Below are 12,668 nucleotides of genomic sequence, written 5' to 3' on the forward strand. Positions count from 1 at the left end.
GCGCCGCCGGGGCCATTGTTTTACAGTTCGACCGCCTCGATCGTGCGCACCCAATGGTCCGGGTCGCCGCTCGAAGACAGCATGGTGCCGACCACATCGAAGACCCGGTCGGAGAAACCACCGACATTCAGGATGTCGACCTGCGACTTGACCTGCGTCGTCAGATGCGACTGGATGTCGATGCAGACCAGCTTGGCTGCCGGGTTCAATCCCTTCAGCTTCTGCCATTCCTGCATCGTCGCCGTGCCCTGATGCGCATGCGCAGAGGCATCCACCCAGGACTGGTTGTCCGACACGAACACCACCAGGTCGACCTTCGCCTTTTCCCGGACCAGCCGTGCCAGCGGAGCCGAACAGTTGGTTCCGCCACCACCGATGGCGGCAAGCTTTGCGGCATTGGTAATCACCGTGTCACGCGCGTTGAGGCTGATATCAACCACATCGTTCTCGAACGGCAGGACCCTGGCCGTGGGGTTGCGGCGCAGCAGCGCAGCGGCCACCAGAGCAGCCACGTCGATGCAGCGGACAGCCGACGTCGCGCCCTTGCGGTAACCGGTCGCCGGCGAGGCCATGGAGCCCGAAACGTCCGGGCATACGACCACGTTGGCCTTGATGCTAGGAACGTTGCCGAGCGCTATTTCCATCGCATCCTGCAACGCATCCCGGACCACGCCAGGCACTTTCGCATCGGCCATGGTGAAGGCCACCATGAGCTGATACGGGAACACCCGCGCGCGCCGGACCTCTTCCGGATCGCGCAAGCGCGCCGCCAGCTTCTCCGCGAACCCAGACACTTCGAACACGCCGTTGCGGGCGAAAGTGTTCAGGTTCTGCCGCAGCATCTGCCAACCGGCTGTCTCCGCGATCTGCACCCAATGCACTGATGTCAGCGGCATCGAGGTCAGCATCTGGAACGGCACTTCCGGCACAGGCAGCGACGGGTCGCGCTTGAACGCCTCGAAAGCTTTGACCGCGTCCGGCAAGGCCGCAAATTCATGCGGCTTGCCGATCAGATAGCCATAAAGCGCTTCACGCGAAGCTGATTTCGGCTTCGGGTGAACCATCTTGATGACATCGGCCAGCGACGGATCGTTGCCGACCGCAGCCCGCATGATCTCGTAATCGGGTGCCTGTTCGAGCCAGACCTGGACAAGGCGCTTCGGCCGCGTGCCGAGCGACTTGCGCCCGGTGGCGCCGGACCGCATGACCTGCACGAAATTGCGCAGCATCTTGCCATTCCTGACGATCCTTCCAAACGCCCGGTTGAACTCGTCGCCCGGCATGCAGGAGAGAACCGCCAGCAGCAATGCCGGCATATCCTTCATGTAGCCCTGCTCGAAGGCGTGGACGGCGGTGCGCGCCAAAAATCCCGGCTCGACCTGCCAGGCCAGCTTGAGCACTTCGTCCAGCTGCTCGCGCGGCTCGGCATAGAAGGTCGCGTTGGACGTTCCCGTCGCCGCCAGCTGCGCCAGAGCCTGGTGAGGCGACAGGCGGTAAGCCTGGGCGCCCTCATGGTTCCTGGTGTCAGCTGGCGGGAGCAGCTTTCCTGCAATCGTCGCAAACACGGATTTGTTCGCCATTGTTCTTATCCTTCATTTTCACACCACCAGCAGTACAAGTGACGTGCCAGTTTGAAGGGTAGCGCGGCTCTGGCCCACTTAATTTCGAATAACCACTTGATTTTGTTGAGAAAGAAAAAATCAGGATCGAAACCTTTGCCTCTGGCACTTCGCAGACGAGTGCCTGTATTGTGATCTAAAAATCTCGGCATTTATATTTTGGGATAATATGAAAAGACGCGTTGCGATCGGCATTCTTGGCACGACGCTCGATGCAAACGGCCGAGACGACCGCTGGAAACGATGGCGGCCAACGGTTGCGCTTTGCCAGCAACCGGGGCTGTTCATCGATCGGCTGGAACTCATCCACGACGTGCAGTCGCAGCGGCTGGCCATGCAAGTCATAGCCGACATCGAGGAGGTCTCGCCAGCAACCGAAGTCAGGTCGCACATCATCGGCATGAAGGACCCCTGGGATTTCAGCGAGGTCTATACCGAGTTGCGTGATTTCGCCCGCGCCTATGCGTTCGATCCTGAGAAGGAAGATTATCTCGTCAATATCACGACCGGCACGCATGTCGCCCAGATATGCTGGTTCCTGCTCACCGAGGCGCGCTTCATCCCGGCGCGCTTGCTTCAGCTTTCGCCACGCAGACGCGAGGGCAGCGATGAGGTTTCCGGCAGCCATTCGATCATCGATCTCGACCTGTCCCGCTATGATGCGATCGCCACTCGCTTTGCCGCCGAACGTGACGAGGCGACGTCCTTTCTGAAGTCGGGCATCGCCACCCGCAATCCCGCCTTCAACCAGATGATCGACCAGATCGAGAAGGTGACGATCAGGTCGCGCGCGCCGGTGCTGCTGACTGGGCCGACGGGTGCCGGCAAGTCGCAGCTGGCTAGGCGCATCTATGAACTCAAGAAGGCGCAGCGGCAGATCTCCGGTGCTTTCATCGAGGTCAATTGCGCCACGTTGCGCGGCGACCAGGCGATGTCGACGCTGTTCGGCCACGTCAAGGGCGCCTTCACCGGCGCCCAGAACGAGCGCGCAGGGTTGATGAAATCGGCCAACAAGGGCGTCCTGTTTCTCGACGAGATCGGCGAACTCGGTCTCGATGAACAAGCCATGTGCCTGCGCGCCATCGAGGAAAAGCGCTTCCTGCCGGTCGGCGCCGATCAGGATGTCATGTCGGATTTTCAGCTACTGGCGGGCACCAATCGCGATCTGTCGATCGGCGTGAAGGAGGGCAAGTTTCGCGAGGATCTTTTTGCACGCCTAAACCTGTGGACCTTCCAGCTGCCGGCCCTGCGCGACCGCAAGGAGGACATCGAGCCGAACCTCGAATTCGAGCTCCGCCGGTTCAGCGAGCGCGAGGGACAGAATGCTTACCTTCAACAAGGAAGCACGCGAGCTTTACCTGAAATTTGCCATGGCGCCTGATGCCATGTGGCGGGCCAATTTCCGCGACCTCTCGGCTTCCGTCACGCGGATGGCTACTCTGGCGCCGCTTGGCCGCATCAACGAAGAGGCCGTGCGCGACGAGATCGACCGCCTGATGATACTATGGCGTGCCGGCGACGCCAGCGACCGGGAAGCGATCCTGCTGGACGTTCTCGGCCCCGACCGGCAAAGCCAGATCGATATGTTCGACCGGGCGCAGCTTGCGGCAGTGCTTGAGGTTTGCCGCAACAGCAAGTCCATCAGCGCGGCGGGGCGAAAATTGTTCGCGGTCTCTCGACTGCAAAAGACCAGCGGCAACGATGCCGACCGGCTGCGCAAGTATCTCATGCGCTTCGATCTGAACTTCGAGGACATCGCCGGAAGATGATAGATATCGTCCGCGTGTCTGGGCCGGTACTGCTGCACCTGCCATACGTGGCGGCGTTGACGATCGTCATCTCACTGTCATATGCCCGCCATATACATCCATAATTCCGGATTCTACGATACATGGACAAGAACACCGCTCTTCTCGCATTGGCAGCGCTTGGCCAGGACACCAGGCTCGAGGTGTTTCGCCTGCTGGTCCGGGCGGGCGCAGATGGTGTTCCCGCTGGCGAGATCGCCTCGCGCCTCGGCACGGTGCAGAACACAATGTCGGCGCATCTGAAGGTTCTCGACCATGCCGGCCTCGTGCGCGCAGAGCGCGACGGCCGGACAATCCGCTACGTCGCCGACATGACCGGCTTTCGCGATCTGCTTGCCTATCTCATGGAGGATTGCTGCAACGGCGCGCCGGAGCTCTGCCAGCCGGTCATTCAGGCGGTGACTTGCAACTGTTAGAAGGGAGGACGACGCCATGAGTGAGCCATACAACGTTCTTTTCCTGTGCACCGGCAATTCGGCACGGTCGATCCTCGCCGAGGCGATCCTGAACCGTGTCGGTGCCGGCAAGTTCAGGGCCTATTCGGCCGGATCGCACCCGAAGGGAGAGGTCCATCCCTACGCACTCCAGCTTTTGAAAACCCTCAACCACGACACGTCCTTCGCCCGTTCGAAAGACTGGCAGGAATTCGCAGCTCCCGGCGCGCCCGAGATGAACTTCGTCTTCACCGTCTGCGACAACGCGGCCAATGAATCCTGCCCGGTCTGGCCGGGACAGCCGATGACGGCGCATTGGGGCGTGCCCGACCCGGCCGCCGTGGACGGCACGGACGCCGAAAAGCACCTGGCCTTTGCCGAAGCCTACCGCATGCTCAACAATCGGATCTCGATCTTCGTCAGCCTGCCGATGAACACGATCGACAAGCTCGCCCTGCAGAAACGACTGGATGAGATCGGTCGCGATCTTCCGAAAGTGGGCTAACCATGGCGGCTGACATGTCCCGTCGCATCGTCGCGGAAGCGCTCGGCACGGCAATGCTCGTCGCGACGGTGGTTGGCTCGGGCATCATGGCCGACAGACTGACGGACGATGTCGCTGTTTCCCTGCTCGGCAACACGCTGCCGACTGGAGCGATCCTGGTGGTGCTGATCACCATACTCGGACCGATTTCCGGGGCGCATTTCAATCCGGCGGTGACGCTGGTTTTTGCGCTGAGGCGCGAAATCGACGCGACCACGGCTTTGGCCTATATCGTGGCCCAGATTGTCGGCGGCGTCGCTGGAACGTTGCTGGCGCACGCCATGTTCGAACTGCCGATTCTTCAGATCTCCCAAACCGTGCGGACCGGAAACGGACAATGGATTGCGGAGTTGGTGGCCGCCTTTGGTCTGGTTTTCACCATTCTGGCAGGACTTCGCTTCCGTTCGGAGTCCATTCCCTGGCTCGTCGGCCTCTACATCACGGCGGCCTATTGGTTCACGGCTTCGACGTCGTTTGCCAATCCAGCAGTCGCCATTGCGCGGGCGGTTTCCAACACATTCGCGGGCATCCGGCCGATGGATTTGCCGGCGTTTATCGTCGCCGAACTTCTGGGCGCACTGCTTGCCATGGCCTTGGCAGGATGGCTGCTCACCGAGCCTAAACCAATCAGACAGATGAGAGCCGCGAAATGACTATCACCATCTATCACAACCCCGACTGCGGCACCTCGCGCAACACGCTCGCCATCGTCAGGCAGTCGGGTGAAGAGCCTGAGGTGATCGAGTATCTGAAGAACCCGCCGTCGCGCCAACGGCTGGTCGAGCTGATCGCGGCGATGGGAATGACACCGCGCGAATTGCTGCGCGAGAAGGGTACGCCGTACGCCGAGCTCAATCTCGGCGATCCCAAATGGACCGACGACGAGATCGTCGATTTCATGCTGAAGCATCCGATCCTGATCAACCGGCCGATTGTCGTCACGCCGCTCGGCACCATGCTCGCACGGCCGTCCGAAGCGGTTCTCGATATCCTGCCCAATCCGGGTATCGGGCCGTTCACCAAGGAAGACGGCGAAGTGGTGGTCGATGCATCGGGGCGGCGCATCGTCTGAGGGCAATCGGATATTTCGGGAATCTTGGAAATAGCACTTGACGGCACGCGCCGGCGGGAGCTACCTTATTTCCATGAAACTCGAACAAGCAGCAAAACAGCTCGAGGCGCTCGGCAATCCAACGCGGCTCAACCTCTATCGAACGCTGGTGAGGGCAGGCGAAACCGGACGACCGGTCGGTTATCTGCAGGAAACGCTCGGCATCGCTGCGTCGACCCTGTCTCATCATCTGCACCGGCTTATCCTGACCGGCCTGGTCACCCAGGAGCGCCAGGCAACGACGCTGATCTGCCGTGCCAATTATCCTGTCATGAACGATCTCCTCGGCTTTCTTGCCGACGAATGTTGTGCCGATGCCGCGTGCGGCCCGGCTGTCGGCGAGGCGGCTGCGTAACTCTTTTTTGACTAGTATTTCTATAATCCTAGAAACATAGAAGGTGAGCCATGGTTTCTGATAACGATCTCCCGGTCGCCATCATCGGCGGCGGACCTGTCGGTCTGGCCGCAGCGGCCCAACTTGTCAGCCGCGGCCTTTCGGTTAAGGTTTACGAGGCCGGATCCGCGGTGGGCTCGAACCTTCTGGATTGGGGCCATGTGCGGGTTTTCACGCCGTGGCGCTATTGTGTCGATGCGGTCGCCCGAAAACTTCTCGAGAGCCACGGCTGGCAAATGCCGGAGTCGGAGGCATTCCCTACGGCCGACGAGATCGTCGGCCAGTATCTCGCGCCGCTCGCAAGGCTCCCCGAATTGGCGCCGTCGATCGAGACCAATGCCCGTGTCGTCGCCATTTCCCGGTGGGGAGCCGACAAGGTTCTGAGCAAGGCGCGGGAGACGCGGCCGTTTATGCTTCTGGTCGAAACGGGTGCGGGCACGCGCCGGGACAGCGCTCGTGCCGTCATCGACGCGTCCGGCACATGGCAGACGCCGAATCCGCTCGGTGCCGGCGGCTTGCCGGCCGAAGGCGAGAGGGAATTCGGAGATCGCATCGCCTACGGCATCCCGGATGTTCTCGGCCGCGACCGTCATCTCTATGCAGGCCGCACGACATTGGTGGTGGGCGCCGGCCATTCCGCCGCCAACGCCTTGCTGGAATTGGACAGGCTTGCGCAAACCGAGCCGGGCACGTCGGCACTATGGGTGACGCGCAGCACCGACCTTGTCCGTACCTATGGCGGCGGCGATGCCGACGCCCTGCCGGCGCGGGGCGAGCTTGGTTCGGATGTCCGGCATCTCGCCGAGAGCGGACGCGTGCGGCTGGTGACGGGCTTTGCCACGGTTGCCATTCGCGAGATCGACGGCCGGCTGGTTGTCGAAGGCAAGACAAAGGATGGATCGCGCACGCTCGGACCCGTCGACAGGGTCATCGCCGCGACCGGTCAGCGCCCCGACCTTGCACTGACCCGGGAGCTCCGGCTGGACCTCGACCCGTGGCTCGAAGGCGTCAAGGCGCTGGGGCCGCTCATCGACCCCAATGAACACTCCTGCGGCGATGTCCCGCCGCATGGTCACCGGGAGCTCAGCCACCCCGAGCCCGATTTCTACACGGTCGGCGTCAAAAGCTATGGCCGGGCGCCGACGTTCCTGCTGCTGACTGGCTACGAGCAGGTCCGCTCGGTCGCCGCGGCGCTCGCCGGCGATATGGCTGCGGCCGATGCCGTGCAGCTGGTGTTGCCCGAGACCGGCGTCTGCACCGTGCCGGTATCACTTTCAGGCACGTCGTCCCAGGGCTGCTGCGGCGGACCGGCGCCGGCTTCTGTCGACGCCTGCTGTGTCGACGACGCCAAGGCAAAAGCGAGCGGCAAGTCTGGGTGCGGCTGCGGCAGCACGCAAGAGATCGCCGCGCGCAGCGGCGACCTCGAGATCGCGGATGCCGCTCAATGAACGACCGGAAGATCCCGGCTGCGGCACTCTGGGCGTTGGGGCTGACGCAGATCATCGGCTACGGCACGCTCTATTACAGTTTCAGCATCCTGGTGCCGTCGATCGCGCTCGAGTTCGCCTGGCCGGAGCAATGGGTTTTCGGCGCCTTGTCGGCGTCGCTGCTGGTGGGTGGCCTGTTTGCGCCGACAGCCGGGCGCTGGGCCGATCGTTTCGGCGCCGGCCGGGTGATGACCTTTGGCTCGGCAGCCGCGGCGGCAGCGCTTGTCGCTTGCGCGGTAGCACCCGGCCGAGCGGCTTTCGTCCTGGCCCTGATGGCGATGGAACTGGCGTCCGCCTTCGTGCTCTATAGCGCGGCTTTCGTGGCGATCGTCCAGATCGGCGGAGCCAGGGCGCAGCGCAGCATCACCCATCTGACGCTGATCGCCGGCTTCGCCTCCACGCTGTTCTGGCCGTTGACGGCGGCACTGCACGAATACCTGACCTGGCGCGAGGTCTACCTGGTCTTTGCCGGCATCAATGTCGCCATCTGCCTGCCCATCCATGCCTGGCTGGCGCGGCTGTCGCATCGGACAGATGAAAGCGCTTCGGCGACACCTGCGGCGATCGGGCCGGCAGGCGGTGCGATTGCCTCGGGCGACCGCAGCAGAGTGTTTCTGCTCATGCTTGGCGGCTTCGCGCTCGAGGGCTTCGTGCTGTCCTCGATCCTCGTTCACATGGTGCCGCTGACGACGGCGCTCGGGCTTGGCTCCGCCGGGCTCGTCGTCACCACGCTTTTCGGGCCGTCCCAGGTGGCGAGCCGGCTCATCAACATGCTGTTCGGCGGCCGGCTGGCGCAGACCTGGCTCGCGGTCATCGGCGCGACCTTGCTGCCGCTCGGCCTTGTCGTGCTGCTGGCGACGACACCATCGGTGCCTGGAGCCATCGCCTTCGTCATCCTGTTTGGATTGGGCTCGGGCCTCGCCAGCATCGTCGGCGGCACGCTGCCCCTGGAATTGTTCGGGCGGGAGCGTTACGGCGCCCGGCTCGGCTGGGTGACGGCGGCGCGTCAGTTCTCGTCGGCACTTGCACCCTTTGCCCTCGCCATGGCGATGGCAGGCATGGGCGTCCAACCATCGCTCTGGCTGGCCGCAGCGGTCGGCATGCTCGGCATACTGGCTTTCTCGGCAATCATTCTGATCAGGCGGCAGCCTCTTGGGGCTGCGATCCCTCTTGTGAACGCCAATAGCAGCTGATCCTAACACTCCCCCGCCCAGATCGGCGGATGCCGCGTCGGCCATTGCGTTACCTGCTCCAGCTCATGGGCAATGCGAAGCAGCCGGTGATCCTCATTCTGGCGGGCAACGAGCTGGATGCCGATCGGCACGCCGCCCTCGGACTGAAAGAGCGGAAGACTGGCGGCGGGCTGCCCGGTGACGTTGAAGATCTCGGTAAAGGGCGCGAATCCGTAGGCCCTGTTTGCCCATTCCTCATAGTCGAAATGCGCGCCGTTGCCGTTGATTTCGCCGAGGCGGGGCGGCAATTCGGCCGTGGTCGGCGTCATGATCAGATCGAACCGATCGAATTTCCTCGCCATGGCGAAGGATGCCCGATGGGCGCAACTCTGCGCATCGAGGTAATCGGCCGCCGAGGCTTGTTCGAAGCGTTCCAGCGCGTGGCGGCTCAGTCGCTCGATTTCACCGTTTTCCGGCATGCGGCCGATCTCACCGGCTCGTTCCCGGATGGTCAGGCCAATCTCCGACATCCAAAGGAGGCTCCAGCCGTCGCCGCAATCGACCTCGGTTGGGAACGATGCTTCCTCCATGTCGTGCCCCAGCTCCTCGAGCAGCGCCATGGCTTCCAGAAACCGGGCCTTGATTTCGGGCGCGATGTCAGTGCCGTCTGGTCGCCGTCCCAAGCAGGCGATGCGCAGGCGTTCGCTCGGCGTGCGCAGCCAGTCGAAATAGGAGGGCACGGATCTGGACACGCGGTAAGGCGCCCCCAGTTCCGGGCCGGCGGTCATATCCAGCATGGCGGCGCTGTCGCGGACCGTACGCGAAAGCACGTTTTCGGCATGGAGCCCGGCTCCGACCTCGCTGCGGTAAGGGCCGACAGGATTAAGGGCGCGGGAAGGTTTTAGGCCGAACAAGCCGCAGCAGGCCGCCGGCACGCGGATCGATCCGCCGATATCGGAGCCATGCGCTACCGGCACCATGCCGCTCGCGACGGCGGCAGCAGCCCCGCCGCTTGACCCGCCAGCCGCGATCGTCAGATTCCAGGGATTGAGTGTCGGCCCGCGGAAGGCCGGCTCGGTCACGAAGTCGTTGGCATATTCCGGCGTGTTCGTTTTTCCCAGGAAGACCAGGCCGGCCGTCCGCCATCGCCGAACGATCTCGCTATCGGGCTTGGGCGCGGCATCCCTGAAATAGGCGGAGGAATGCGTTGTCGGCCAGTCCGCCGTGTGGATACCGGTATCCTTTATGAGAAAAGGAACGCCGGCTAAACGTGAGTTCTGGTCCAGGCTCCTTGCGCTGGAGCGAGCGCCTTCGGCATCGACCAGTGTCACTGCATTGAGGACAGGATTGATCTTTGCGATCGCCTCGATTGCCGCCTCGACGACCTCGGTAGCGGACAGGTCGCCGGAGCGAACATGTTCGGACAGCGCAACGGCATCGAGCGCCGCATATTCCTGCAGCTTCATGGCTGGCTCATTTGCCTCGGCTCTTTGTGTGCCGGAAAATGTGCAGAGATCAGCTCGGCGATCAGGGCCGGATCCTCCCAGTGCGGGTTGTGGCCACAATCGGCGGCTTCGACGACTGCGGCGGTGCGAAAGGCTTCCACCAGCCGCTGCCGATGCATGCTGTCGAACAGCGGGTCGCGCCCGCCGTTTACGATCAACGTATCGACCTTGACCCTTCGCGCAGCCGCCGTGAGATCGGTGCGGCGCACCTGCTCCAGTATGGCGCGCCAGCGTGGCGCGGGCATGGTCGACGCCTCCGCCGCCGCCATTGCGAGGAAGTCGCGTGGAACATCCGCCTCGCAGGCGTGCCAATAGGCATAGAACGGGTCCGTCGGCGATATCGGGTCGCGCAGCGATTGCACCCCGACGACCATCGGATGGGCATCGGGGATTGCGGGCTGCAGCGTGCCCGCAAGCAGCACCAGTCCACCGGCCAAAGCCGGATGCCGTGCAACCATCTCGATCGCAATCATGCTGCCCAGAGAGTGGCCCACCAGAACCGGCTGCACGAGCTGCAGCCTGGCAATGAGTGCGGCAAGATCGTCGGCGAAATCGGCCGGCCCGAGGCCGCTCGTCCCGGCCTGCGAGGCGCCGTGCCCGCGCAGGTCCGGGATGATCAGGCGGCGGCCTTCCAGATAGGGCACGAGCAGGGAAAAACTGCGGCTCGTATCGGTAAAGCCGTGAATGAGGACAAGCGGCGGCTCGGCGCCGCCGATCTCGATATAGGCCATGGCGGTCCCGCCGATAGCGACACTTCGCTTGCGGCCGGCCCATCCCTCCTGCGTTACTGAGTTCACAGGCCGAGCTTTGCCTTCACGGCGTCGAGCGCCGGCTTGCCGTCGAAGGTGGTAACGCCTTGCAGCCAGGCGTCGAGCCTTCCCTCATTTTCCGATATTGCCTTCTGGGCGGCATCGAGCGGCGCCATGCCGTCATTGATCAGGTAGCCCATGCCGGTATTCTCGAATTCGATGTCGAAGCTGAGGTTCTTCAAGAGCTGCGCTGCGTTCCGACAGGCTTCCAGATAGCCCTTGCGCACCTGGGTGCTGACGGTCGCCGCGCCAAAATTGGGCCCGTAGAATTTGTCGCCGCCGGTCAGATATTTGAAGTCGTACATCGTGTTCATCGGATGCGGCGCCCACCCCTGAAAGACGACAAAATTCTTTTCCTTTATCCGATATCCGACCTCCGACAACATGCCGGCTTCGCTCGACTCGACGACTTCCCATCCGTTCAGACCCAGGCTCGGATCGGCGATGGCGTCCATCATCAACTGGTTCGATCCAGGTTCGATGCCGTACATCTTGTTTCCGAATTTGTCGGCGAACTTCTTGAGGTCGGCCACGTCCTTGACGCCTGCTTCCCAGACATAGGTTGGAACGGCAAATGTGTATTTGGCGCCTTCGAGATTGATGCGCACAGTCTCGACCGGTCCATCCTGCTTGTACGGGCCAAAATTGGCGACCATGGCCGGGTCCCAATAGCCGAGGAAGACGTCGAGATCATTGTTCTTCAGAGCGGCATAGATGACGTCTATGCCAAGCAGGGTGCTCTGCGGCTTGTAGCCGAGGGCGTCGAACAGGACGGAGGCGACACCGGTGGTGAAGGCGAGATCGTTCCAGCCAGGCTCGGCCATCCGGACGGTTCTGCATTGTTCCGGTTCCGCGGCCTGGCTCACCTGCGGCGCAAGCGCCGGAGCACACAGGGGCATGCTGAGAAGAAAGGTGCGAAGCATTGTGATATCTCCCGTGTTGACCATTTAGTCTGATTATTGTCCCACCGGTCAATTGTTGATCTCGGCGGACTGGAATGTCAATGTGCTTTTGCATCGGGAACAATCATGAAACTCACTCGCCTCAGCGACATCCGCCGCAAGGAGCTGCGCCAGGCAGCATTCGCCGTGCTTCAGCGGGAAGGCATAGCCGGGGCGACGATCGAGAAGGTCGCGGCGCAGGCCGGCGCGTCGAAGGGCATCGTCCTGCATTATTTTAGGGATAAGCGAGAGCTGTTCGAACACGCGATGCGCGAGTCGAACCTGGTGCTGCGGGATGCGGTGGTGGCACGGCTGAAAGGCGCGCATACGCCTATGGAAAGGCTCGACGCTGTAATCGACGGCAATTTCGAGCCGCATTTCTTCCAGCCGTCGCTTTGTCATGCGTGGCTCTCGCTATGCGCGGAGGTGCCGCGCGACGAAAAATTGAAACGCATTCAGCGCGTGATCCACAGCCGTATGCGGTCGAATTTGCTGTCCGGCCTGCGTGGCCTTGTTGTCGAAGCTGACGCAAACGATATCGCTTTCGGCATCACCACGCTGATCGACGGGCTATGGCTGCGGCTTGGCCTGCAACCCGGCAGCGTTTCGCGCGACTATGCACTGCGCCAAGTCAAGGACTATGTCGCCGCGCGACTGGCAAGCGCTGAATTGCCGCCGGTTACGCGGCCTGCATCGGTTGGCGCCTAGAAGGCCAGCTAGCCGGCGCCTGATGGTTGCGCTCCATCCGCATTCGTCCAGCTTGTGCGCAACAGCGAGCGGTCGGCCATGCGCGCTCGACGGGCCGCGATGCGGTTGATAAGCCCTCTCCCCAAGGAGAGTCGAG

Annotated in this window: 12 protein-coding genes and 1 pseudogene; 9 read left to right on the forward strand and 4 right to left on the reverse strand. The window is 62.6% G+C overall.

The annotated features are described in order from the left end of the window. Positions 1-20 precede the first annotated feature (20 nt). Positions 21-1,580: a TROVE domain-containing protein gene (locus EOC94_RS00460; protein WP_127288290.1), complete on the reverse strand. Its 1,560-nt coding sequence runs from the start codon at positions 1,578-1,580 to the stop codon at positions 21-23. A gap of 208 nt (positions 1,581-1,788) precedes the next feature. Here EOC94_RS00460 and rtcR point away from each other — a divergent pair. From rtcR to arsK, 8 genes and pseudogenes are all read left to right on the forward strand, one after another. Further along, a pseudogene (gene rtcR / locus EOC94_RS00465) lies at positions 1,789-3,388 on the forward strand (RNA repair transcriptional activator RtcR). A 122-nt stretch (positions 3,389-3,510) separates the two neighbouring features. After that, positions 3,511-3,843, forward strand: coding sequence for a helix-turn-helix transcriptional regulator (locus tag EOC94_RS00470; protein WP_095485001.1), 333 nt, complete (start codon positions 3,511-3,513; stop codon positions 3,841-3,843). A 16-nt stretch (positions 3,844-3,859) separates the two neighbouring features. Then, positions 3,860-4,366 carry an arsenate reductase ArsC gene (locus tag EOC94_RS00475; protein ID WP_127288291.1) on the forward strand — a complete coding sequence of 169 codons (507 nt, stop codon included), beginning with the start codon at positions 3,860-3,862 and terminating at the stop codon, positions 4,364-4,366. Between the two features lie 2 nt (positions 4,367-4,368). Then, entirely contained in the window at positions 4,369-5,058 is a 690-nt protein-coding gene (locus EOC94_RS00480; RefSeq protein WP_127288292.1) for an MIP/aquaporin family protein, read from the forward strand. Continuing rightward, entirely contained in the window at positions 5,055-5,477 is a 423-nt protein-coding gene (gene arsC, locus EOC94_RS00485; protein ID WP_127288293.1) for an arsenate reductase (glutaredoxin), read from the forward strand. Before EOC94_RS00480 ends, arsC begins: the two co-directional genes overlap by 4 nt. A 73-nt stretch (positions 5,478-5,550) precedes the next feature. Then, entirely contained in the window at positions 5,551-5,871 is a 321-nt protein-coding gene (locus EOC94_RS00490) for a metalloregulator ArsR/SmtB family transcription factor (RefSeq protein WP_095485005.1), read from the forward strand. Positions 5,872-5,921: 50 nt separating this feature from the next. Then, the gene (locus tag EOC94_RS00495; protein ID WP_127288294.1) at positions 5,922-7,358 is read left to right on the forward strand and encodes an NAD(P)-binding domain-containing protein; all 1,437 of its coding nucleotides are present in this window, start codon (positions 5,922-5,924) and stop codon (positions 7,356-7,358) included. Next, on the forward strand, positions 7,355-8,590 hold the full coding sequence (gene arsK, locus EOC94_RS00500; protein ID WP_127288295.1) for an arsenite efflux MFS transporter ArsK: 1,236 nt from the start codon (positions 7,355-7,357) through the stop codon (positions 8,588-8,590). The genes EOC94_RS00495 and arsK overlap by 4 nt, the downstream gene beginning before the upstream one ends. Positions 8,591-8,592: 2 nt before the next feature. On the opposite strand, the gene EOC94_RS00505 is transcribed toward arsK, so the two are convergent. The 3 genes from EOC94_RS00505 to choX all read right to left on the reverse strand — a co-directional run bounded on the left by EOC94_RS00505 (position 8,593) and on the right by choX (position 11,806). Further along, positions 8,593-10,035 (reverse strand): amidase, encoded by a 1,443-nt coding sequence (locus EOC94_RS00505; RefSeq protein ID WP_127288296.1) that lies wholly within the window; start codon positions 10,033-10,035, stop codon positions 8,593-8,595. Further along, positions 10,032-10,805 (reverse strand): alpha/beta hydrolase, encoded by a 774-nt coding sequence (locus tag EOC94_RS00510; RefSeq protein WP_127288297.1) that lies wholly within the window; start codon positions 10,803-10,805, stop codon positions 10,032-10,034. Before EOC94_RS00510 ends, EOC94_RS00505 begins: the two co-directional genes overlap by 4 nt. A gap of 62 nt (positions 10,806-10,867) precedes the next feature. After that, the gene (choX, locus tag EOC94_RS00515; protein WP_127288298.1) at positions 10,868-11,806 is read right to left on the reverse strand and encodes a choline ABC transporter substrate-binding protein; all 939 of its coding nucleotides are present in this window, start codon (positions 11,804-11,806) and stop codon (positions 10,868-10,870) included. 105 nt (positions 11,807-11,911) lie between these two features. Here choX and betI point away from each other — a divergent pair, with 105 nt between their 5' ends. Beyond that, positions 11,912-12,532 carry a transcriptional regulator BetI gene (gene betI, locus EOC94_RS00520; protein WP_127288299.1) on the forward strand — a complete coding sequence of 207 codons (621 nt, stop codon included), beginning with the start codon at positions 11,912-11,914 and terminating at the stop codon, positions 12,530-12,532. Positions 12,533-12,668 lie beyond the last annotated feature (136 nt).

Origin of the sequence: Mesorhizobium sp. M6A.T.Ce.TU.016.01.1.1 (assembly GCF_003997065.1) — a bacterium.
In the GTDB taxonomy this organism is placed as follows: domain Bacteria; phylum Pseudomonadota; class Alphaproteobacteria; order Rhizobiales; family Rhizobiaceae; genus Mesorhizobium; species Mesorhizobium mediterraneum.

Excerpts from the sequence above, each read along its gene's own strand:
- EOC94_RS00510 (WP_127288297.1), bottom strand. The coding sequence starts at position 10,805 with ATGGCCTATATCGAGATCGGCGGCGCCGAGCCGCCGCTTGTCCTCATT.
- arsC (WP_127288293.1), top strand. The coding sequence starts at position 5,055 with ATGACTATCACCATCTATCACAACCCCGACTGCGGCACCTCGCGCAAC.
- EOC94_RS00475 (WP_127288291.1), top strand. The coding sequence starts at position 3,860 with ATGAGTGAGCCATACAACGTTCTTTTCCTGTGCACCGGCAATTCGGCA.
- EOC94_RS00470 (WP_095485001.1), top strand. The coding sequence starts at position 3,511 with ATGGACAAGAACACCGCTCTTCTCGCATTGGCAGCGCTTGGCCAGGAC.
- EOC94_RS00490 (WP_095485005.1), top strand. The coding sequence starts at position 5,551 with ATGAAACTCGAACAAGCAGCAAAACAGCTCGAGGCGCTCGGCAATCCA.
- EOC94_RS00505 (WP_127288296.1), bottom strand. The coding sequence starts at position 10,035 with ATGAAGCTGCAGGAATATGCGGCGCTCGATGCCGTTGCGCTGTCCGAA.
- betI (WP_127288299.1), top strand. The coding sequence starts at position 11,912 with ATGAAACTCACTCGCCTCAGCGACATCCGCCGCAAGGAGCTGCGCCAG.
- arsK (WP_127288295.1), top strand. The coding sequence starts at position 7,355 with ATGAACGACCGGAAGATCCCGGCTGCGGCACTCTGGGCGTTGGGGCTG.
- EOC94_RS00495 (WP_127288294.1), top strand. The coding sequence starts at position 5,922 with ATGGTTTCTGATAACGATCTCCCGGTCGCCATCATCGGCGGCGGACCT.
- EOC94_RS00480 (WP_127288292.1), top strand. The coding sequence starts at position 4,369 with ATGGCGGCTGACATGTCCCGTCGCATCGTCGCGGAAGCGCTCGGCACG.
- EOC94_RS00460 (WP_127288290.1), bottom strand. The coding sequence starts at position 1,580 with ATGGCGAACAAATCCGTGTTTGCGACGATTGCAGGAAAGCTGCTCCCG.
- choX (WP_127288298.1), bottom strand. The coding sequence starts at position 11,806 with ATGCTTCGCACCTTTCTTCTCAGCATGCCCCTGTGTGCTCCGGCGCTT.